Below are 20,297 nucleotides of genomic sequence, written 5' to 3' on the forward strand. Positions count from 1 at the left end.
ACGTTGCCGTCGGCAGCGCGGCGGCAAGCATGGCAGCAAGAGCATGAGACAAACGAAGCATGGCGGGGGATCGATCCTCGATTTTCGGCTGGAGAAAGGCAACTCCGGCCTGGCATCTCCCTGTGCGACCGCTTATAGGCTGAATTCCGGCCTTTATGTGAAGGCGCTGTCATACCGCGCGGAAGCCGGAGCTTGACGCAAGTCCGGACAGATGTGAGACGGGAAGAGTTGAGAAAGGGTCGCGGTCTCCGAAGCTGAAGTGCGAGGACCCGACTCCAGGAGAAAACCCGATGCAGGTTTTCGGCCTGCCGTGCGATGTATCGGAGCCGGTGCTCTGACGTCACCGATCGCGGCGGATTCCCTGGCGAATGAAGCCGCGATCCGCATGGGCGCCGTCAGGCGATGGCAAGGAGCGCCCCGCCGGCCAGTCGGCAGATGATGCGGCACAAGCCGTTGGCGTCTCGCGCGCCATGCTCTACCGCTGGGCAGAACCGCCCGAACCCAAGTCGCGGCGCTCGCCACGGCGCTCTCAGGGGCGCGCTCGCAAGCGGCTTCGCTCATGCCGAGCTACAGCAATCCAGGGGACCCAGGTCAGACCTCCATGAGCGCTGAGTGCAAGATTCTATGCCGGCAGCAAACATGTGTAAGCTACTTGTAAGTCCGTATCTGTCAGCCTTCCAAGCGATCAGTTCACAAGTGTTCTGATCGATTAACTCCTTCAGGACTCAAACCTACGAAAGGTCTCCAAAATGGCACGCTCGATCACTCCAACTGATCTAAGTCAACTCGCGAACTCGCTCCAGGAACAGGGCATTCTCGATCTTGACGTCCCATTCAAAAAGCTGCTGCAGTTGCAAGGACTTTCTGCGATCGAGGGTTCGCTCGCCGAGGACCCAGACTCAGACGAAGACGCGCGTTGGTACATCGGCGGTGGCAGCGGATACGTCGTGGTCTGCAAGTAGTTCGTTGGCAGTCATCGGAAGTTCGGGAGGATACCCGGAACCGGTCCAACACCTGTCGGCACGACAGGCCTGACTTCCTTCGCCTCGATCCGGGAGCTCGGCCGTTGCTTCTGGCTGAACATGTCAGCGGCGCGTGTAGCCCGAGTCTCTCGGATCTGATCGTTCCAATTAATCTATATATTTTCTCCCAGAGTAGCGGATCTGTATAAATGAACCAGGTAAAGATCCAAGTTAGCCCGTTACACCGGCTTGAGAGGGACGCTCTTGATTTGGCGCTGACTGAGATTCTCCGCTATGCCGGCGAAGGATTGGCGCAGCTTTCCGACCGCGCTCGCTTTTGGCGCGACAATGGCAATGGCAACGTCCTCATGACCTTTGCGGATAAGGTGGTCGCGGAGACCGCCTTGTTGATCCTCTTAACCGACCGCGTGCCTCATCGCTCGGTCGCCTTGCGCAAAGCACAGTCGGATCTCGCTCATCAGCTTGTTCCATTTGCCCGCAGTGATCGCCTGAAGTTCCTCATCCTTCGGTACCCGCAGATGGCGTGCTCACTCGGATTTGCGCATACTGCACTCACGGCCTCCGGGCACTCGGATGAGGCATTTGATGGAGTAGTTGGAAGTGCCTTTCGATCGGGGTTCGCTTACGCTACCGAGCGACTGCCCTTCCGCTTCATGGACGTGCGATGGCAGGAAACTCTTAGGTCTTCGAACCCGCTGGCTCCCAGTCAGCATCCACTGGAGGGATCAATTCTCATCGCCAACCCCTCGCCATCGCCATGCTCTTCGCTTCGCGAAGACGCCTACGCTCTCACGCACGCTGTCTTCTATGCCACCGACTTCGGTCGACGTCCGCTTCCGAAAGAGGTGGATCGAGAGCGTCTTCGATCCACTCTGGACGGCATGCTAGTATGGCGGATTGGCGTTGAAGACTTCGATCTTATTGGAGAGCTTCTGATCTCCGTTTGTTGCTGTAACATGGAATGGTCGCCTTGTTGTCAGCTCGCATGGCACGTGCTAGCCGAAGCCCGAGAAAAGCTCGCCGAGCTCCCCAGCCCGAATTTCGACCACTCGCATTTGGACGCCCTATCTCCAGCCGAGGCGAGCGCGTATACATACCAACACACGTACCATACCACATACGTTTTTGGCTTGGTCTGTGCCCAGCTGCTCGGTTGGCCAACGTCTGCGTCACCTGTCTGCTCACGGACGGCCGTTGGTGCTCAAAAGAGAGTGGCTCGACAGGACGCCGCGTCGACGGACTTCAGCAAGTGTGGCGACCCGATTGGCGGCTTACTACATTTTGCCGGCGCAGACGCGGACCGGCGTTTTCTGCGAAACGCGGCGCTTAATGCTGCGGTGGACAGAAGCGCTGTGGCCGGGATCCTGATCGATTGCGCTTTGATCAAATCAGCACGAGCCTATGAGCTCGCCGCGATTGCTCATGGACTTCTCGAGTTGGTGCGCCTCTCGCTTCCCGTGTCGAGAGTGTCTCTCGACGCATGGCAATTTCTGGCTCGACAGGAATTCGGACTGAATGCTGGCCAGCCCTCACCGACCCTGTTCCAAGCAATCCCCGACTTGCCCAAATTGAAGGAGTTTATCGCCTCGTCACTTTCTCTCTTCATTCGGTTTGTGCGTGAGAACGGCATCGCGTGGGATGTGGCCCAAATCAAAGAATCGCGGCACACCTCTGCCTAATCTTAAGGGCGATCTCGGCCGTACACCCCGGGCAATACCTCCTTGCAGCTTTGGTGGCTGCGCTGGCAGAGCACGGCTTTGTAGAGTAGTACGGAATTATGCACTCCCGGCGGCACGCCGATCATGAACGCAGAGCGCTTTTGTGGCGGCAGACGTTGCCGTCGGCAGCGCGGCGGCAAGCATGGCAGCAAGAGCATGAGACAAACGAAGCATGGCGGGGGATCGATCCCGGCCTTTATGTGAAGGCGCTGTCATGCCGCGCGGAAGCCGGAGCTTGACGCATCGGCGAAATGCAACTATGGAACGCCAACTTTTTCCATAAGGCCGCCTGACCGAAACCGCGCGCCACCCGGCGCGGGTCGAATGTTTGGCCCGACCGAGAACTGAAGGTTTAGAACCATGTCCCGCACCTGCGAACTCACTGCCAAAGCAGTCATGTCCGGCAACAATGTGAGCCACGCCAACAACAAGACCAAGCGTCGCTTCCTGCCGAATCTCGTCAATGTGACGCTGATCTCGGAAGCGCTGAACCAGAATGTGCGCCTGCGCATTTCGGCCAATGCGCTGCGTTCGGTCGAGCATCGCGGCGGCCTTGATGCGTTCCTGGCCAAGGCCGACGCCAAGGAACTGTCGCAGCGCGCGCGCCTGCTGAAGAAGCAGATCGCCAAGAAGCTGGCCGAACAGCCGGCCGCTTAATTCAGGCTGCCGCCTTCCAAGGAGTGTCGTCCGAATTCGGCATGACACCCCGCTGGTTCCATTACCCAGGATAAAAAAATGAGTTTTTCTTCTCGATATCTACCCTTTGTTGCGGCCATGGCGCTTGTCGTGGTGGCCTCGAACGTTTTCGTGCAATTCCCGGTGCAAGGCGCGATCGGCGGCCTATCGCTGGCCGACATCCTGACCTGGGGCGCCTTCACCTATCCCGTCTCCTTCCTGGTCACCGATCTTGCCAATCGCCGTCACGGTCCGGCCGTAGCGCGCCGGATCGTCTTTATCGGCTTCTCCACGGCGGTGATCTGCTCGATCCTCGTCCCGTCCCTGCTGTTCCGCCACGGCCTGATCGAATTTGAGACGGCCGCCGACCGGCTGGTACGCATTGCGGCGGCTTCAGGCGCGGCGTTCCTGATCGCGCAATTGCTCGACGTGACCGTGTTCAACTGGCTGCGCCGGCAGAGCTGGTGGCGCGCTCCGATCGTCGGCACGCTGGTCGGCTCGGTGTTCGACACCGCCGTGTTCTTCACCGTCGCCTTTTCGGCGGCGTTTGCCTTCGCTGGCCCAAACGATGGCTTCGCGCTCGAAACCGCACCGTTGATGGGCGTGCTGCCGGTCGAGACCATGCGCTGGGTGTCATGGGCGCTCGGCGACCTCGGCGTGAAGCTGATTATCGCGGTGGTGGCGCTGATCCCCTACCGGCTGCTTGCCGCACGCTGGAGCCAGCCGGCAGTGGCGGCATAGATAGGACATGGTCCCGAACCGAAGGTCCGCGTCAGCGAAAACTGGGAACCGGTTTTTGCTATCGCTGACCTTCGGTTCGGGAAAGATCATGCTCACAGGTTCTCGAGCATGATCCCATGGGTCCAGCTCGACACCGCGAAAACACCTGACGGTGGACAGGAGCTTCGCCTGAAACGGCGCGGCGCCGAATTCTCGATCATGCTCGGCTCGAACGAGCTGATGAACAGCCGCCTCAGCGGCTCCGAGGAGGCGCTGGCCAGACTGTCCTGCCAAAGGATTGCCGGCCGCCGGCAATCCAAAATCCTGATCGGCGGGCTAGGCATGGGTTTTACGCTGCGCGCGGCCCTTGCCGAGCTTGGCGCCGATGCCGGTGTCGTTGTTGCCGAGTTGGTGCCAGCCGTCGTGGCGTGGGCACGCGGCCCGATGGCGGCGGTGTTCGGCGGTTGTCTCGACGATCCGCGCGTCAGCATTCGCGAGGCGGATGTTGGGCAGCTCATCAAGTCGGGCGCGGCAAGCTATGACGCCATCCTGCTTGACGTCGACAACGGTCCCGAAGGGATCGTCCACAAGGCCAATGATGCTCTTTACAGCATAGCCGGGCTGAACAGCGCGAGAGCAGCGCTTAGGTCCGGCGGCGTTCTGGCGGTCTGGTCGCAGGGACCCGACAGCGGCTTTACCCGCAGGCTCAAGCAGGCAGGCTTCACGGTCGAGGAGGCCAAGGTGCGGGCCAACGGCAAGCGCGGGGCGCGCCACATCATCTGGCTTGCCACCAACGGAGCCCAGGCCGCAGCAGCCGGCGCGAAGCTCTAGACTGTACCGCCTCTCAGTCCTCGTGCAGGATGAACTCCAGGTAGAGGTTGCGCTGTAGCATCGAGTGGTTGTCGTCGGAGATCAGCGACACCATCACCGCGCCGTCATCGCGGGTCCAGACGTCGAGCCCTTCCATGTTGTCGATCTGGTAGGCCATGTCGGCTTCCATCAGCACCGGCCCATCGGCAACGGCGCCCTTCTCGACGCTCTCCCCATAAATGCGCCTCAGCCGCATCTTGACGCCGCCGGCCATCGAAAAGCTGCGCTCCAAAAGTAGAAGGTCGCCATCCGGCAGGAAGGCGCCGTCGGTGATGTCGAAATCACCGTTGCGCTTGACGGTGAAGACGCCTTTGCGCGGACCTTCGATGACAGCCGCATAGATGTTGCCCGATTTGTCGAGGCTCTTCTCCGAGACCACGACCAACCCGCCTTCGTGTTGGCCGTTAGGGTTAGCATAGGTGACGGTCTCGAAGCCACGATTCTGGCGGAGTTCCCAGGCCGGAACCAGGAAGTCCAGCTGCCTGAACGGCGGCTTCATGTCGTCCGGGTCGATGCTGAACTGCGCGACACGGTGGTTGCGCTCGAAGCTGACCGTGGCAATGCCGTCCTTGACCGCAAGGCCTTCGGCGTCGACCTCCCATTTCTCGTCGGCCAGATGGCCTGATGCGTCGACCATTTGCTGCATGCGGAAATTCTGGATGCCCGATGGGCGTTTTTCGGCATCGTGGGTAATCGTGCCGAAAAACCAGAAACCGGTATCGGCGACGCCGATGAAATCATTACCGGGCTTGACGAAGCGAAACGCCGACAGCGCGCCGAAATCGCGTGACGGCGACGTCATTTCCAGCCCGCCGACGAATTCGAGCGGGCCAAACTGCTTGTCGTCCCGGCCGATGTGAAACCGGTTTATCGGCCGTGCCGAGATTTCGACCGGATCGACCGAAACCGGGCCGGCGGCGATGGAAGGCCACAAGGCGATGCCGGCAACGAACAGCGCTGCGGCGGCGAAGAGCGTCTGCCGAAAGCCGCCCCGCGAAAAAATCATCCGGCGCGCCGCATGCCGCCGCGTCGCGTGTCCCGCGCGCTTTCCTCGCCGAACAGCGAAGCGAGCTGCTCGGTCATGGCGCCGGCCAGTTCCTCGGCGTCGACGATGGTGACGGCGCGCCTGTAATAGCGGGTGACGTCGTGGCCGATGCCGATGGCCAAGAGCTCGACCGGCGAGCGTGTCTCGATCAGTTCGATGACGGCGCGCAGATGCCGTTCGAGGTAGTTGCCAGGATTGACCGACAGCGTCGAATCGTCGACCGGCGCCCCGTCCGAGATCATCATCAGGATCTTGCGCTGCTCCGGCCGGGCGATCAGGCGGTTATGCGCCCACAGCAGCGCCTCGCCGTCGATGTTTTCCTTGAGCAGGCCCTCGCGCATCATCAGGCCGAGATTGCGGCGTGCCCGCCGCCACGGATGGTCGGCGGATTTGTAGATGATGTGGCGCAAATCGTTGAGCCGTCCCGGATTCGGCGGCTTGCCTTCCTTCAGCCATTTCTCGCGCGCCTGCCCGCCCTTCCAGGCACGGGTGGTGAAGCCGAGGATCTCGACCGAGACGCCGCAGCGCTCCAGCGTCCGCGCCAGAATGTCGGCGCAGGTGGCGGCGACCGTGATCGGCCGGCCGCGCATCGAGCCCGAATTGTCGAGCACCAGCGTCACCACCGTGTCGCGGAATTTGGTGTCGCGTTCCTGCTTGAAGGACAGCGGCTGCATCGGGTCGATGACGACGCGCACCAGCCGCGCCGGATCGAGATAACCCTCTTCGAGATCGAAATCCCAGGAGCGGTTCTGCTGCGCCATCAGGCGGCGCTGCAGCCGGTTGGCCAGCCGGCCGACGACGCCCGACAGGTTGGTGAGCTGCTTGTCGAGGAAGGCGCGCAGCCGATCCAGCTCTTCCTCTTCGCACAGGTCCTCCGCACCCACGGTCTCGTCGAAGGCGGTGGTGAAGACCTTGTAGTCGATTTCCTTGGACAGATTGGTGAAGGGATTGTCGTTGCGGCGCGCCTCGCCGGGCGTCTCGGCATCGGCGTCGTCATCGTCGGACAGGTCGTCGGCGGTGGCATCTGATGCCTCCGTCTCGGCCGATTGCTCGTCGTCGGATGACGCCTCGGTGTCATCGGACTGCGACTGCTCGGAGCCGGAATCGTCCTCGCCGCCCTCCTCGCTCTGCTCCTCGCCTTGCGGCTGGTTGTCGTCATTGTCCTCGGAGTCTTCGGTCTCCTGGTCGTCACCGAGTTCTTCGGCCATTTCCATGGAAGCCAGCATCTCGCGCACGACACGGGCGAATGCCTGCTGGTCGTCGAGCTTTGCCGACAGCCCGTCGAGATCGGAGCTGGCCTTTTCCTCGACCCAAGGGCGCCAGAGGTCGACCAACCGCTCGCCGCTCTTCGGCACGGCGCGGCCGGTCAGCTTTTCGCGCACCATCAAGGCCAGCGCTTCCTCGATCGGCGCGTCGGCCTTGTCCTTGACGTCGACGAGGTTGGCCTTGGCGTATTTGTCCTCGAGCATCGAGCCGATGTTGTCGGCCACGCCTTGCATGGCGCGGCTGCCTATCGCCTCGACGCGGGCCTGCTCGACCGCATCGTAGATCGCGCGGGCCTGCTTGCCCTCCGGCGCCAGCCTGGTGTGGATGCGGGTGTCGTGACAGGCGCGCTTCAGCGCCATGGAATCACCGAGGCCGCGGGTGATGGCGATATCGGCCCTCGACGCTTTCTTCGGCAGTTCCGGTAGCCGCGCCCGGCTGCCGGCGAGCGCCGGCCGATCTTTGGCGAAACCGACTTCGAGCTCCTTGTCGCCGGCAATCGCGCGCATACAAACGGTGACGGCGCGTTTGAAGCTGTCGGCTTCAGAACCCGTCTTCGACTTGTTGCGCGTGTTGTCGCCCGGACCCGCCATCGAGACTCTGCTTAGCCCAGCACCACATTGGCTGCCGATTCAGGCAGCTCTTCGCCAAAGGCGCGCTGGTAGAACTCGGCCACGAGCGAGCGTTCCAGCTCGTCGCACTTGTTGAGGAAGGTCAGCCGGAACGCCATGCCGATATCGCCGAAGATCTCGGCATTCTCAGCCCAGGTGATGACCGTGCGTGGGCTCATGACGGTCGAAAGGTCGCCGTTGATAAAGGCCGAACGCGTCATGTCGGCGACGCGCACCATCTTGTTGACGATCTCCTTGCCCTTGCCATCGCGATAGTGCTTGGCCTTGGCCAGCACGATGTTCACCTCGTTGTCGTGCGGCAGATAGTTCAGCGTGGTGACGATCGACCAGCGGTCCATCTGTGCCTGATTGATCTGCTGGGTGCCGTGATAGAGACCGGTGGTGTCGCCGAGGCCGACCGTGTTGGCGGTCGAAAACAGCCGGAACGCCGGATGCGGGCGGATGACCCGGCTCTGGTCGAGCAGCGTCAGCCGGCCGGACGATTCCAGCACGCGCTGGATGACGAACATCACATCGGGGCGGCCGGCATCGTACTCGTCGAAGCACAGCGCGACATTGTGCTGGTAGGCCCATGGCAGGATGCCGTCGCGAAATTCGGTGATCTGCAGTCCTTCCTTGACGACGATGGCATCCTTGCCGACGAGGTCGATACGACTGACATGGCTGTCGAGATTGACGCGCACCATAGGCCAGTTGAGGCGGGCGGCGACCTGCTCGATATGCGTCGACTTGCCGGTGCCGTGATAGCCCGACACCATGACGCGGCGGTTGTAGGCAAAGCCGGCGAGGATCGCCATCGTCGTGTTCTTGTCGAACAGATAGTCCGGATCGATGTCGGGCACGTGCTCTGATGTCACCGAGTAGGCCGGCACCACCATCTTGGATTCAAAGCCGAATTTCTCCTTCACCGACACGGTGGTGTCGGGCAGGTTGGCGATGTCGCGATCGACCTTGTTCATCACTATCAACGTCTCCACGGGCGAAACGCCTGATTTCGCCGGCAATCGATTTTGTTCGGGGGCGGTCTTAAAGCCTTTTCCAACCTTATGAAAGTTGGAAAACGACACGAACCGTAAGGTCGCTCAGCACAATCCTGCTTGCTTGAGCACGCGATAGGCCTGGAGCACATCGCGGAACCGGTCTTCCGAACCTCTGTCGCCGCCATTCGCATCCGGATGGTGGCGTTTCACCAGTTCCTTATAGCGCGCCTTGATGTCCTTGCCAGTCGCCTTTGTATCAAGGCCAAGCGTTTCCAGCGCCTTGGCCTCAAGCGGTTTGGCCTTGCGCTCGCGGACCTCGCGCGGATCCTTAGGACCTTTGAACAGGTCGAACGGATCGCGCATGCGGTTGTAGTAGCCGGCGCGGCCGGAACGCTGCTGGGCGAAATCGGGCGAAGAGCGCGTCGAGGCACCATTGACGCCCATCTTCCATGTCGGCCGGTGGCCGGTCATTGCTTCCTTCTGGAAGCGGGCGATCTCGGTGTCGGGGACGCCGGAGAAATAATTGAAACCCTTGTTGTACTCCCGCACATGATCGAAGCAGAACTGAAAATACTCGCCCTCCTTCATGCGCCCGACCGGCGCGCGATGGGTGCCGGCCTCCTTGCAACCGTCCCACTGACAGATCGGCGAACGCGACTTCAGCTCCGCATCCTTCTCCGGGCGGATGCGAATTTTTTCGAAATATTTGGGGTACGGTTTCATCTCACCCATTTATGGGCTGTTCGCTGGCGCGAAACAAGAATTGACATTTTCGCGATGATCGCCCTAACCGCTGAATCGCGGCATAAAGCGGGCGATCGGCGAATTTTGTCGCGGCGGCAGTATTGCGCATCCTCCTGGACGCGCAAAGGGTACCGATTTTCGGGGATCATGCGCCAGCCATATGTGGTGAAGGAAAGTAAGAATGTCCATACAGTCAACGATGGAAAGCAAGCTGAAGAAGGCGTTCTCGCCGGAGCGGCTGGCCGTCATCAACGAAAGCCACCTCCATGCCGGTCATCATCATCTGGATTCCGGCCATCACGCCACCTTCGACGGCAGCGGTGAGACGCATTTCCGCGTCCGTATCGTCGCGCCCGCCTTTGCCGGCATGAGCCGCGTCGAGCGCCATCGCGCCGTCAATGCATTGCTGGCCGAAGAGTTGAAGGCAGGTGTCCACGCGCTGGCGATCGAGCCGGCCGCGCCGGACGAAAAGACCAGGTGGTAGTCATTAGAGCAATTCCAGGAAAAGTGTGAAACGGTTTTCCCGGGAAAAGCGCTTAGCGCTTTCCCTAGGGAATTGCGCAAAACAAAGAGATAGAGCGGCTCGGCATTTCTGCGAAACGATTAACCGCTCTATCCGAGCGCTGCCTTCAGGAAAATCATCACCGCACGGGTCAAGGCATCGCCTTCGTCGCCGAAATCACGATTGATCGACATATGCGAATAGGCGCTGCCGTCGAACAAAATGACTTCCGTTCCGGTCGCCCGCAGGCGCTCGGCGAAGGCCTGTGAGGCTGCCGCACGATCCGCTGCGCGCGAATAGGCGATGAAGGTCGGTGGATGTTTGCGGCTCCCGACATGAAAGGCCGGTGACAGTGTGCGCCACTGCGCCGGATCGGGAAAGGCCCCGGCATAGGCCCGCGTCATGCCGCCGCTTCTCGCAAGCGCCTCCAAATCGTAGGCTCTGGTATCATTCAGCATCAGCGCCACGACGCCGGGCAGACCGCCGCGCAGCCCGGTCAGTGCGGCGAGATGACAGCCGGCCGAATGGCCCATGATCGCTATCCGGTTCGGATCGCCGCCGTATCTGGCGATGTTGGCGCGCACGTAGCGATATGCCTCCTCGACATCGTCGGCCTGGATGGCGACATCGGCCTTAGGCAGCATCCGGTAGTCGATGGAAACGAAGCAGAAGCCCTTGTCGAGCAGGAAGCCTGGCTTGACGTCGACGCTGGCGCGATCGCCGGCCCGCCAGGCGCCGCCATGGATGAAAAAGACCACTGGCAGGCCGCTTGCGCCATCGCGCGAATAGATGTCGAGCTTGGCCGGTCCATAGTCGAAGGTCTGCGGGGACGGCGAGCGCCGGGGCTGTGCCGCCGAAGCGCTGGCCGGCAACAAAGCCATCGACATCAAAAGCAGGGTTCGCCGACCGATCATACCTAAACGTCGCCAGCCGGCCTGATCCTCAGCCTTGCGATCCGGTTCTTATCGCGCTTCATGACGACGAAGCGCTTGCCGTGAAAGGTGAAAGCCTGCTTCTCGTCCGGGATCAATTGCGTCTCGTGGATGACGAGACCGGCTATGGTGGTGGCTTCCTCGTCCGGCAAGTCCCAGTCGAGCGCCCGGTTCAGGTCGCGGATCGGCACAGTGCCGTCGACGACGACGGAGCCGTCGGCTTCCTGCTTGACGCCCTGGATGTCGACATCGTGCTCGTCGGCGATTTCGCCGACGATCTCCTCGATGATATCCTCCAGCGTCACCAGCCCCTCGACCTCGCCATATTCGTCGACGACGATGGCGAAATGCGCCTTGCGGCGCAGGAAGGCTTTGAGCTGTTCCTGCAGCGTCGTGGTGTCGGGCACGAACCACGGTTTTGTCGCGATCTTCATCACGTCGATCTGGGAAAAGTCGTTGCCGACATCGTTCAGCGCGCGCAACAGGTCCTTGGCATGCAGCACGCCGACGATGTTGTCGAGTGAGCCCTTCCACAAGGGCATGCGGGTATGCGGGCTCTGCAGGATCTCGCGCACCAGCGCTTCCGGCGGATTGTCGGCATTGACCGAGCGCATGTTGGTGCGATGGACCATAACATCGGACACTTCGAGTTCATCGAGATCGGACAGACGGCCGATGCGGGCGCGATCTTCACGCGCCATCTGCCCGTCGCGAGGAAAATCGTCGACGGCGCCGCGCGATTCATCATGGTTCGAACGCTGCGGCTCGATGCGCCGTAGTTCATGGCCGAAGGCGGCGAGCAGGCGCTTGCGAAAGACGAAAGCGATAAGGCCGAGCCCGGCAAGGACGGCAGCGACGATCCAGCCGGCCTCGTTCATTCCGGGTGGCTTTTCTGTCGACCCGAATGGCTTTCCTGCGGATCCGGATGATTCTCCTTCAGAAACGACAGGACTTCCGACGCCGGCACGTCCCTGGCGACGAAAGCCTGACCGATGCCACGTGTCAGGATGAAGGTCAGGGTGCCGCGCGAGACCTTCTTGTCCTGGGTGATGAAGGCCAGCAGTGCCTCGGAATCAGGCAATTCGCCCGGAATGTCGGCCATGCGCCAGGGCAGGCCGACGGCGCGGAGATGCGCCTCGACGCGCGCCGCATCGTCGGGACTTGCCAGATTGAGGCGGGACGAAAAGCGATAAGCCAGCGCCATGCCGATGGCGACCCCTTCGCCGTGAACGAGACGGGCGCTGTCATAGCTGGTGGCGGCCTCGAGTGCATGGCCGAACGTGTGGCCGAGATTGAGCAGCGCGCGGTCGCCGGTCTCGAACTCGTCGCGGGCGACGACATCGGCCTTGGCGCGGCAGGCTTCGGCGATGGCCTCGGCTCGCTTCGGGCCGCCGGCAAACACTTGGCCCCAGTTTTCCTCCAGCCAGGCAAAGAAGTCGGGACGGTCGATGAGCCCATATTTGGCGAGTTCGGCATAACCGGCCCTGAATTCCCGGATCGGCAGCGTGTCGAGCACTTCGGTGTCGGCCAGCACCAGCCTCGGCTGATGGAAGACGCCGACGAGGTTCTTGCCGCGCGCACTGTTGATGCCGGTCTTGCCGCCAACCGAAGAGTCGACCTGCGCCAGCAGCGAAGTCGGGATTTGCACGAAATTCATGCCGCGGCGGACGATCCCGGCGGCAAATCCGGCCAGATCGCCAATGACGCCGCCGCCGAGTGCGATGACGACATCGCCGCGCTCAAGCCTGGCCGCCAGAACGCCGTCCACCACCTCCTCGAGATGCGTGAAACTCTTGGTCTTTTCCCCAGCCGGCAGCGTGATGACTGCAGGCTGGATGCCGCCCTTTTCAAGGCCGGCCTTCAACGCATCGAGATGTGCTGCGGCGACATTGACGTCGGTGACCACCGCGGCGCGCGTGCCAGGCAGGCGGCGCGAAATCTCGGTGCCGGCGCGCGAAAGCAGGCCGGAGCCGATCAAAATGTCATAGGCACGATCGCCGAGCCCGACTTCGACAGTGACTGTCGCATTGATGCTCACGATCGCACCTCGCCTGTCGCGGCGCCAACGCCGAAATACCCGCAAAGCGCGCCCACCACCTCGGCCGCAATGACCTCCTTGCGATCGTCGCGGGTCGGCACGGTGACATCGGCGGTTGCGTAGACCGGATAGCGTTCGGCCATCAACCGCTCGATTACGGCGCGTGGGTCGGCGCTTTTGAGGAGCGGCCGGTTCTGCTTCTTGGAAACGCGGTCCATCAAGAGGTCGATCTCGGCCTTCAGCCATACCGACACGCCATGGCCGGCAATGGCTTCCCGCGTCTGCGCGCTCATGAACGCGCCGCCACCCGTCGACAGCACCTGCGGGCCATGTTCCAGCACGCGCAGGATGACGCGCTGCTCCAGCGCCCGAAACTCGGGCTCGCCATAGCGCTCGAACAGTTCCGGGACGCTCATGCGCGACACGCTTTCGATTTCCTGGTCGCTGTCGATGAAAGGCAGCCCCAACATCGCCGACACCTTGCGGCCGATCGCCGTCTTGCCGGCACCCATAAGCCCGACAAAGACGATGGAACGGCTGCCCAGCCGATCGAGCAGCGCGGCATAGCTCTCATCAGGAGGATTTGCTGGTAGCGCGTTCATAACACCATGATGTTTCTAAGCAGGTTCGGCAAAAATATCCCGCGGTTTTGCGACAAGACCCTGCGACAAACCAAAGAATCTAAACAGGCATTCATGAACCAGTCCACGAATGCCTGCTTATGACCCTCTTTGCCGGCGTATCGACATCAAAAGCCTGTTTGCGTCAAGCGTGGCGCGCCCGGGTGTGGTGCGCGCTTCGTCCTTGAATTGGCCGGATTGGCGTCTCATAAAGGCACAGGGTTTGGAAACGCAGAACAAGAAGACGGGCGAAAATTGATGCCGACACTGTTTCGCTTTGTCGTGACGCTCACGATTCTGGCCGGCATTGTCTATGGCGCGATGTTCGCTCTGGCGATGTTTGTCGAGCCAAGAAAGGCCGAAATGAGCGTGCGCATCCCTCCCGAAAAGCTGAACCCCAAGAAAAATTGACCCAAAAGAAAAATTGACCAAAAAGAAATGAACAGCGCGGCCCGCATCGAAGCCTTTCTGGAAATGATGAGCGCCGAGCGCGGTGCGGCGGAAAACACGCTTTCCAGCTATCGCCGCGACCTCGAAGACGCGTCAGTCGAGATCGACGGCGGGCTTGCCGGTGCCGCCGCGGTCGATATCCGCGCCTATCTCGACGATATCGCCGCACGCGGTTTTGCCGCCACCTCGCAGGCGCGCAAACTGTCGGCGATCCGCCAGTTCTTCAAGTTCCTTTACGCCGAGGGCCTGCGCGGCGACGACCCGATCGGAACCCTGGACAGTCCGAAGAAGGGCCGGCCGCTGCCGAAGACGATGAGCGAGGCCGATACCGGCCGGCTGATCGACCGTGCAGCACAAGAGGCAAGTGAAGCCTCACTGAACGACGGCGACAGTCTGGCGGCGCTGCGCCTGCATGCGCTGGTCGAGATGCTCTACGCCACCGGCCTGCGCGTTTCCGAACTGGTCGGCCTGCCGGTGACGGTGGCGTTGCGCGACGATCGTTTCTTCATGGTGCGCGGCAAGGGTGACAAGGAACGCATGGTGCCGCTGTCGGCAAAGGCGCGCCTGGCGATGCGAGCCTGGCTCGCTGCCCGCGCAACAGTGCCGGCTCTCGCAGACAGCCCGTTCCTGTTTCCGGCAGCAGGCGATAGCGGCTATCTCTCCAGGCAGGTCTTCGCACGCGAGCTGAAAGGCCTTGCCGCGCGGGCCGGCATCTCAGCGGCGAAAATATCGCCGCATGTGCTGCGCCATGCTTTCGCCAGCCATCTCCTGCAGAACGGCGCCGATCTCAGGGCCGTGCAGCAGTTGCTTGGCCATGCCGATATTTCAACGACGCAGATTTACACGCATGTGCTGGAGGAGCGGCTGGTGCGGCTGGTCAACGAGCATCATCCGCTTGCCGACTAGGCGTCATATCGCTATGTGAGGACGACGTCCCGCCGCCCGGAGCCTCTATTTCCTAGGTTTCGCCAGTCATTGCCTTCCGATCTATCGGTCCGCTCAAGAATGTACAATTACCTCGATTTCGAAAAGCCGGTCGCCGATCTCGAAGGCAAGATCCTCGAGCTGAAGAAGCTCGCCGAGAATGGCGAGGCGGTCGATGTCGGCGATGAGATCAGCCGTCTCGAGAAGCGCGTGCGCGACGCGCTGCGCGACATCTACAAGGCACTGACGCCGTGGCAGAAGGTGCAGGTGGCCCGCCATCCGGACAGGCCGCATTGCGTCGACTACATCAAGGGCCTGTTCAACGATTTCACGCCGCTCGCCGGCGACCGCAATTTCGGCGAGGATCAGGCGATCGTCGGCGGCTTTGCCCGCTTTCGCGGCGAGCCGGTGGCGATCATCGGCCAGGAAAAAGGTTCGGATACGGCCAGCCGGCTGAAGCACAATTTCGGCTCGGTGCGACCGGAGGGCTACCGCAAGGCGGTGCGGCTGATGGAACTCGCCGACCGCTTCAATATCCCGTTGCTTTCGCTGGTCGATACGGCTGGCGCCTATCCTGGCGTCAACGCCGAGGAGCGCGGCCAGGCGGAAGCCATTGCCCGCTCGACATCGGCCTGTCTCGGCCTGAAAGTACCGTCCATCTCGGTGGTCATCGGCGAAGGCGGCTCGGGCGGCGCCATCGCGATCGCCACCGCTAACCGCGTCTACATGCTCGAGCACGCCATCTATTCGGTGATCTCGCCGGAAGGCGCCGCTTCGATCCTGTGGCGCGACACCACCCGCTCGAAGGATGCGGCGACCAACATGAAGATCACCGCCCAAGATTTGCTGGAGCTGAAGATCATCGATGCCATCGTGCCCGAACCGCTGGGCGGCGCCCATCGTGGCCCGGAAGCGGTCATCGCCGCGACCGGCGACCTCATCGCCAAAACGATGAAGGAGTTCTCCGGAGCTAATACCGATTTTCGTGAGCAGCGCCGCGAGAAGTACCTGGCTATGGGGCGAAACCTTTAGCGCCAATAGTCTTCAGCGCCGCAATATGGCTAGATTGAGCACGTCCGCCACAAAAATGCCGCGGCATTCGGTTCAATCAAATTGCCGTAAGGGGATGCGCCCAGCGCTTGCGGTAAGGAATTTTCAAGGTTAACGGGCTTAGGGTTGGACCTGATGGCGCTGATGCCTGTGGTCCGAAAGAAAAGACATAGCCATAATCATGTTTGCCAAGCTTGCCCGCACCGGACTTCTGATTGCCGCGATTGGCGTCGCCGGCTGCACCGATTCTTCGATGAAGGATTTCGCTCCCCAGGCCAGCAAGCCGCTGCCCGACAAGATCCTGGCCAGCATGAAGGCCAAGGGCATGACCCGCACCTCGCCGGTGATGGCCCGCATCTTCAAGGAAGAAGGCAAGCTCGAAATCTGGAAGGCCAAGACCAACGGCCGCTACGACTTGGTCGCCAGCTACGACATCTGCAAATGGTCGGGCAAGCTGGGTCCCAAATACACCGAAGGCGACCGCCAAGCGCCGGAAGGCTTCTATACGGTCCGCCCGGCGCAGATGAATCCGCGGTCGAACTACCACCTTGCCTTCAACATCGGCTATCCCAACGCCTATGATCGCGCCAATGGCCGCACCGGTTCCCATCTGATGGTCCATGGCGCCTGCTCGTCGTCGGGCTGCTATTCGATGACGGACGCGCAGATCGAGCAAATCTACGCCTTCGGCCGCGACGCTTTCCAGGGCGGGCAGACCGAATTCCAGATCCAGGCTTTTCCGTTCCGCATGACCGCCGCCAACATGGCGCGCTATCGCAAAGATCCGAACTACGAATTCTGGAAGATGCTGAAGGTCGGCTACGACAATTTCGAGATCACCAAGGTGCCGCCAAAGGTCGACGTCTGCGAGAAGCGCTACGTCTTCAACCAGGTCGCGGCCGACGGCGCGACGTTCGATCCGACCGGCGCCTGCCCTGCGACGACGCAGCCGGATTCGCTGAAGAGCGCCTTCAATGCCTACCAGAGCACCTACGAAGCGGCCTTCAACGGCGCGGTCAAGGCCAGCGTGCCGGCCCCCAAGCCGACCATTGCCGGGATCAAGGAAGCCAGCATCGTTTCCGAATGGTCCAAGAAGCGCGCCCGTGGCGAACGCGTGCCGATCGAGCCGCCGTCGCTCAACGCCGACGGCTCGTTGACGGCCACGGCGCGCATGGGCCGCATCGATTCGCCGGCCGGCCGCAAGATGGCCGCGCTCGATGCGGAAAAGGCCGCCAAGCAGAAGGCCGAGGAGCAACGGCTTGCCGCCATAGAAGCGGCCAAGGTCGAGAAAGAGGCGGCCAAGGCCCAGGCCGCGGCCGAAAAGGAAGTGGCCAAGATTAATTCGCTGGCCGAAGAAGGGGATGCCATAGCCTCGGGGGCCGAAGCGCCTGTCGCTACCGCGACGATCGCGCCGCCGCCAGAGGTCGCCGCGGCCGAAACGCAGGCGGCGAATGCCAATGAAAACAGGGTGACAAAGCTGAAGAACAAGCTGCTCGGCATGTTCGGCGGCTGAGGTTCTCGCTTGGCCAAGCCTACTTCCGTCTATGACCTCAAGGGCCTGAACTGCCCCTTGCCTGTGCTGAAAGCAAAAAAGCGGCTGGCTGCGATGAGGCCAGGCAGCAGGCTCTGGCTGGAGACCACTGACCCACTGGCCGTCATCGACATTCCCGCCTTCTGCTCCGATGCCGGCCACCAGTTGCTTGAAACTTCGCCGAGTTCCGGCGGCCATCGTTTTCTGGTCGAGCGCGGTAATAGCGCCTGACGCCGGCAGTTTTCGCGCTTCCGAATTGACGACAGAGACCGGCCTACCGCCCGGCAATGGCCAGCGGGTTGTTTTCCAGCGCTGCGCGGTCGGGTGTGTCGATCGACGGCCGGTTGGTGAAGGCGGCAAACAGCCGGCGGACGTAATCCTCCGGCATGTCGAGCGTGATCAGCACCAGCCTCGTGCCGCGTTGGCCGTCCGGCCAAGACGGCAGCCGCGCCGGCGGATGCAGGACTTTTTGCACGCCGTGGACGACCAGCGGCCGCGACGGGTCTTCCAGCAATTCGATGACGCCTTTCATGCGCAGCAGGCGCTCGCCATGTGCCGACCGTAACAGGTCGAGGAACATCTCGATTGCCGAAAACGGCACCGGCCCGTCATGAACGAGCGAGTAGGAGCGCACGCGGGAATCGTGCCGATGGTCGTGGTCATGGTCATGGTCGCCGTGGTCGTCATGATGGTGGTGATCATGGGCGGCGTCCTCGCCGAGCCAGCGTTGCACATCGGCGGACTTGGTGGCTGGGTTGTAGAGGCCGCAATCAAACAGTGCCGCGACATCGGTCCTCCTGTCGCCGGCATCGAGCAGCTCCGCACCCGGATTGATCTGTCGCAGCCGTGCCCGCAAGGCCGCGACATCGCGCGAATCGGTGGCCAGATCGGCTTTCGTCAGCACGATGCGGTCGGCGACGGCCGCCTGCTTCACCGCCTCGACATGGGCGTCGAGCGTCGCATTGCCGTTGACTGCATCGACCAGCGTGATGACGCCGTCGAGCCGAAAAGCCTGGACCAGCGCCGGATGCGCCATGATCGACTGCAGCACCGGCGCCGGATCGGCGAGGCCGGTGGTTTCGATGACGACGCGGGCAAGCCGGGCGATGCGGCCGGTCTGCAGCCGGTCGACGAGATCGGCCAGCGTATCGACCAGTTCGCCGCGCACCGTGCAGCAAAGGCAGCCGTCGGAGAGCTGGATGATGCCGTCCGAAGCCTGTTCGACCAGGAGATGGTCGATTGCCACCTCGCCGAACTCATTGATGATGACCGCGGTGTCGGCGAGCGCGGGATCCCTGAGCAGCCGGTTGAGCAGCGTCGTCTTGCCGGCGCCGAGAAAGCCGGTCAGCACCGAGACAGGGATGGGAAAGCCGCTGCTCATCAGGCTAGTTCAAGGCCTTGGCGGGCTGGCCGTCTTTGGCCGCCGTGGCGGAACCGATAACTGTCGGCTCGGCACCGGGCGGCGTCGGCAGGTCGGGGCGCCAGCTCGGCAGCGGCACGTCGGCATATTCCCGGCCCGATGCATCGAGCATCGCCTTCGGCTTCGGCCCGGTGGCGCCGCCAAGGCCGACGGCGACCAATGTCGGTACGTGGTCGAGCTTTTCCCGATAGGGCGATTTTGGCGCATCCTTATCGCCGACGGGGACGGCAGCTTCCGACTGCTCCTTAGCCGGCTTCTTCTTGCAAAGCTCGTCATGCATGTCGTTGACCGATGTCGTGTCGCCATAGGCAGGCAGTGCCGCGACCGTGACCCAGCTCGGCTCAGGCGCGGCGAAACCCTGGTCGAGCAATCTCGCCGCGGTCTCGGCACGGGTGATGGTCGACTGTTCGCCGAGCACCACCGCGACCAGCGTGCGGCCGTTACGCGTTGCCGAGCCGATCATGTTGTAGCCCGAGGAACAGACGAAGCCCGTCTTCATGCCGTCGGCGCCCGGATAGCGGCCGATCAGAAGATTGTAGTTCGAGATCTGCTTCTTGCCGACAGCGAGGCCCTCGATCGAGAACCATCCGGCATATTGCGGAAACTCCGTGCGGATCGCCATCACCAGCAAGCCGAGGTCGCGCGCCGTCGTATACTGGTCCGGCGAAAAGAGCCCGTTCGGGTTGACGAAATGCGATCCGGTCATGCCGAGCCGGCGCGCCTCGGTGTTCATGCGTTCGGCAAAAGCGGCTTGCGAACCGCCGATGTTCTCGCCGACGGCCATGGCAACGTCGTTGGCCGACTTGACCAGCATTATCTTCAGCGCATTGTCGAGCCGCATGACCGAGCCCGCCTTGAAGCCCATTTTGCTCGGCGGCTCGCTGGCCGAACGTTTCGTGACCTTGATCGGCGAATCGAGCTTGACCTCGCCGGCCGCGATCGCACGGAACGTCACATAGGCGGTCATCAGCTTGGTCAGCGAGGCAGGATACCAGCGCTTGAAAGCCTCCTGATGCTGGAGAATCTTGCCATTCTCCAGGTCGAACACAATCGTCGGATTGGCGAGAGCCGGTCCGGCCAGCACCGGAAGCGCCACGGCGCCCGCCAGCAATAGTCTAGGGAAATGCCTGTACCGCATGGTGGAATCCGAAATCGCCTCTTGCCGCAGTCGCCTCTGGCTCCGTAAGATTTGTTACGCGA

21 protein-coding genes are annotated in these 20,297 nt (G+C 62.1%); 11 read left to right on the forward strand and 10 right to left on the reverse strand.

Features of this window, described 5'->3' with window-relative positions:
- Positions 1 to 749: 749 nt before the first annotated feature.
- The 5 genes from AC0L26_RS09090 (at position 750) to AC0L26_RS09110 (ending at position 4,927) form a co-directional block, all read left to right on the forward strand.
- Complete coding sequence (locus AC0L26_RS09090; protein WP_473632236.1) at positions 750 to 962, forward strand: hypothetical protein; 213 nt, start codon at positions 750 to 752, stop codon at positions 960 to 962.
- A 209-nt stretch (positions 963 to 1,171) separates the two neighbouring features.
- A complete protein-coding gene (locus AC0L26_RS09095; RefSeq protein WP_473632237.1) occupies positions 1,172 to 2,662 on the forward strand; it encodes a DUF6895 family protein in 1,491 nt (496 codons plus the stop codon).
- A 399-nt stretch (positions 2,663 to 3,061) separates the two neighbouring features.
- Positions 3,062 to 3,358 carry a 50S ribosomal protein L28 gene (gene rpmB / locus AC0L26_RS09100; RefSeq protein ID WP_006328411.1) on the forward strand — a complete coding sequence of 99 codons (297 nt, stop codon included), beginning with the start codon at positions 3,062 to 3,064 and terminating at the stop codon, positions 3,356 to 3,358.
- A gap of 78 nt (positions 3,359 to 3,436) precedes the next feature.
- The gene (locus AC0L26_RS09105; RefSeq protein WP_473632238.1) at positions 3,437 to 4,117 is read left to right on the forward strand and encodes a queuosine precursor transporter; all 681 of its coding nucleotides are present in this window, start codon (positions 3,437 to 3,439) and stop codon (positions 4,115 to 4,117) included.
- Positions 4,118 to 4,225: 108 nt separating this feature from the next.
- The gene (locus AC0L26_RS09110) at positions 4,226 to 4,927 is read left to right on the forward strand and encodes a spermidine synthase (protein WP_473632239.1); all 702 of its coding nucleotides are present in this window, start codon (positions 4,226 to 4,228) and stop codon (positions 4,925 to 4,927) included.
- Between the two features lie 13 nt (positions 4,928 to 4,940).
- Here the strand turns inward: AC0L26_RS09110 and AC0L26_RS09115 are convergent, their stop codons facing one another.
- The 4 genes from AC0L26_RS09115 to AC0L26_RS09130 form a co-directional block, all read right to left on the reverse strand.
- Positions 4,941 to 5,972 carry an esterase-like activity of phytase family protein gene (locus AC0L26_RS09115; RefSeq protein WP_473632240.1) on the reverse strand — a complete coding sequence of 344 codons (1,032 nt, stop codon included), beginning with the start codon at positions 5,970 to 5,972 and terminating at the stop codon, positions 4,941 to 4,943.
- On the reverse strand, positions 5,969 to 7,867 hold the full coding sequence (gene cobT / locus AC0L26_RS09120; protein WP_473632241.1) for a cobaltochelatase subunit CobT: 1,899 nt from the start codon (positions 7,865 to 7,867) through the stop codon (positions 5,969 to 5,971). Before cobT ends, AC0L26_RS09115 begins: the two co-directional genes overlap by 4 nt.
- Before the next feature lie 11 nt (positions 7,868 to 7,878).
- Positions 7,879 to 8,865 carry a cobaltochelatase subunit CobS gene (cobS, locus tag AC0L26_RS09125; protein ID WP_473632242.1) on the reverse strand — a complete coding sequence of 329 codons (987 nt, stop codon included), beginning with the start codon at positions 8,863 to 8,865 and terminating at the stop codon, positions 7,879 to 7,881.
- A gap of 123 nt (positions 8,866 to 8,988) precedes the next feature.
- Positions 8,989 to 9,618: a J domain-containing protein gene (locus AC0L26_RS09130; protein WP_095485929.1), complete on the reverse strand. Its 630-nt coding sequence runs from the start codon at positions 9,616 to 9,618 to the stop codon at positions 8,989 to 8,991.
- A 193-nt stretch (positions 9,619 to 9,811) separates the two neighbouring features.
- Here AC0L26_RS09130 and AC0L26_RS09135 point away from each other — a divergent pair, with 193 nt between their 5' ends.
- A complete protein-coding gene (locus AC0L26_RS09135) occupies positions 9,812 to 10,114 on the forward strand; it encodes a BolA family protein (RefSeq protein ID WP_354494293.1) in 303 nt (100 codons plus the stop codon).
- A 128-nt stretch (positions 10,115 to 10,242) separates the two neighbouring features.
- Here AC0L26_RS09135 and AC0L26_RS09140 read toward each other — a convergent pair whose 3' ends face one another.
- Genes AC0L26_RS09140 through AC0L26_RS09155 form a run of 4 tightly spaced genes read right to left on the reverse strand, consistent with a single transcriptional unit; the run spans position 10,243 to position 13,704 of the window.
- Positions 10,243 to 11,046, reverse strand: a complete 804-nt coding sequence (locus tag AC0L26_RS09140; RefSeq protein WP_473632243.1) for an alpha/beta hydrolase — start codon at positions 11,044 to 11,046, stop codon at positions 10,243 to 10,245.
- A gap of 2 nt (positions 11,047 to 11,048) precedes the next feature.
- Positions 11,049 to 11,942 carry an HlyC/CorC family transporter gene (locus AC0L26_RS09145; RefSeq protein ID WP_473632244.1) on the reverse strand — a complete coding sequence of 298 codons (894 nt, stop codon included), beginning with the start codon at positions 11,940 to 11,942 and terminating at the stop codon, positions 11,049 to 11,051.
- The gene (aroB, locus tag AC0L26_RS09150; RefSeq protein ID WP_473632245.1) at positions 11,939 to 13,102 is read right to left on the reverse strand and encodes a 3-dehydroquinate synthase; all 1,164 of its coding nucleotides are present in this window, start codon (positions 13,100 to 13,102) and stop codon (positions 11,939 to 11,941) included. Before aroB ends, AC0L26_RS09145 begins: the two co-directional genes overlap by 4 nt.
- Positions 13,099 to 13,704 carry a shikimate kinase gene (locus AC0L26_RS09155; RefSeq protein ID WP_473632246.1) on the reverse strand — a complete coding sequence of 202 codons (606 nt, stop codon included), beginning with the start codon at positions 13,702 to 13,704 and terminating at the stop codon, positions 13,099 to 13,101. Before AC0L26_RS09155 ends, aroB begins: the two co-directional genes overlap by 4 nt.
- Before the next feature lie 276 nt (positions 13,705 to 13,980).
- Between AC0L26_RS09155 and AC0L26_RS09160 the strand changes: the two genes are divergently transcribed.
- The 5 genes from AC0L26_RS09160 (at position 13,981) to AC0L26_RS09180 (ending at position 17,908) form a co-directional block, all read left to right on the forward strand.
- Positions 13,981 to 14,133, forward strand: coding sequence for a histidine kinase (locus tag AC0L26_RS09160; RefSeq protein WP_095485924.1), 153 nt, complete (start codon positions 13,981 to 13,983; stop codon positions 14,131 to 14,133).
- Between the two features lie 27 nt (positions 14,134 to 14,160).
- The gene (locus AC0L26_RS09165) at positions 14,161 to 15,078 is read left to right on the forward strand and encodes a site-specific tyrosine recombinase XerD (RefSeq protein ID WP_473632247.1); all 918 of its coding nucleotides are present in this window, start codon (positions 14,161 to 14,163) and stop codon (positions 15,076 to 15,078) included.
- A gap of 99 nt (positions 15,079 to 15,177) precedes the next feature.
- Complete coding sequence (locus AC0L26_RS09170; protein WP_473632248.1) at positions 15,178 to 16,128, forward strand: acetyl-CoA carboxylase carboxyltransferase subunit alpha; 951 nt, start codon at positions 15,178 to 15,180, stop codon at positions 16,126 to 16,128.
- Between the two features lie 199 nt (positions 16,129 to 16,327).
- On the forward strand, positions 16,328 to 17,659 hold the full coding sequence (locus tag AC0L26_RS09175; protein ID WP_473632249.1) for a L,D-transpeptidase family protein: 1,332 nt from the start codon (positions 16,328 to 16,330) through the stop codon (positions 17,657 to 17,659).
- Between the two features lie 9 nt (positions 17,660 to 17,668).
- Complete coding sequence (locus tag AC0L26_RS09180; protein ID WP_473632250.1) at positions 17,669 to 17,908, forward strand: sulfurtransferase TusA family protein; 240 nt, start codon at positions 17,669 to 17,671, stop codon at positions 17,906 to 17,908.
- 43 nt (positions 17,909 to 17,951) lie between these two features.
- Here the strand turns inward: AC0L26_RS09180 and AC0L26_RS09185 are convergent, their stop codons facing one another.
- Both AC0L26_RS09185 and AC0L26_RS09190 read right to left on the reverse strand, forming a co-directional pair.
- Positions 17,952 to 19,058 (reverse strand): CobW family GTP-binding protein, encoded by a 1,107-nt coding sequence (locus AC0L26_RS09185; protein ID WP_473632251.1) that lies wholly within the window; start codon positions 19,056 to 19,058, stop codon positions 17,952 to 17,954.
- Between the two features lie 4 nt (positions 19,059 to 19,062).
- Entirely contained in the window at positions 19,063 to 20,235 is a 1,173-nt protein-coding gene (locus AC0L26_RS09190; RefSeq protein WP_473632252.1) for a D-alanyl-D-alanine carboxypeptidase family protein, read from the reverse strand.
- Positions 20,236 to 20,297 lie beyond the last annotated feature (62 nt).

It is taken from the genome of Mesorhizobium sp. WSM4823 (assembly GCF_055811195.1).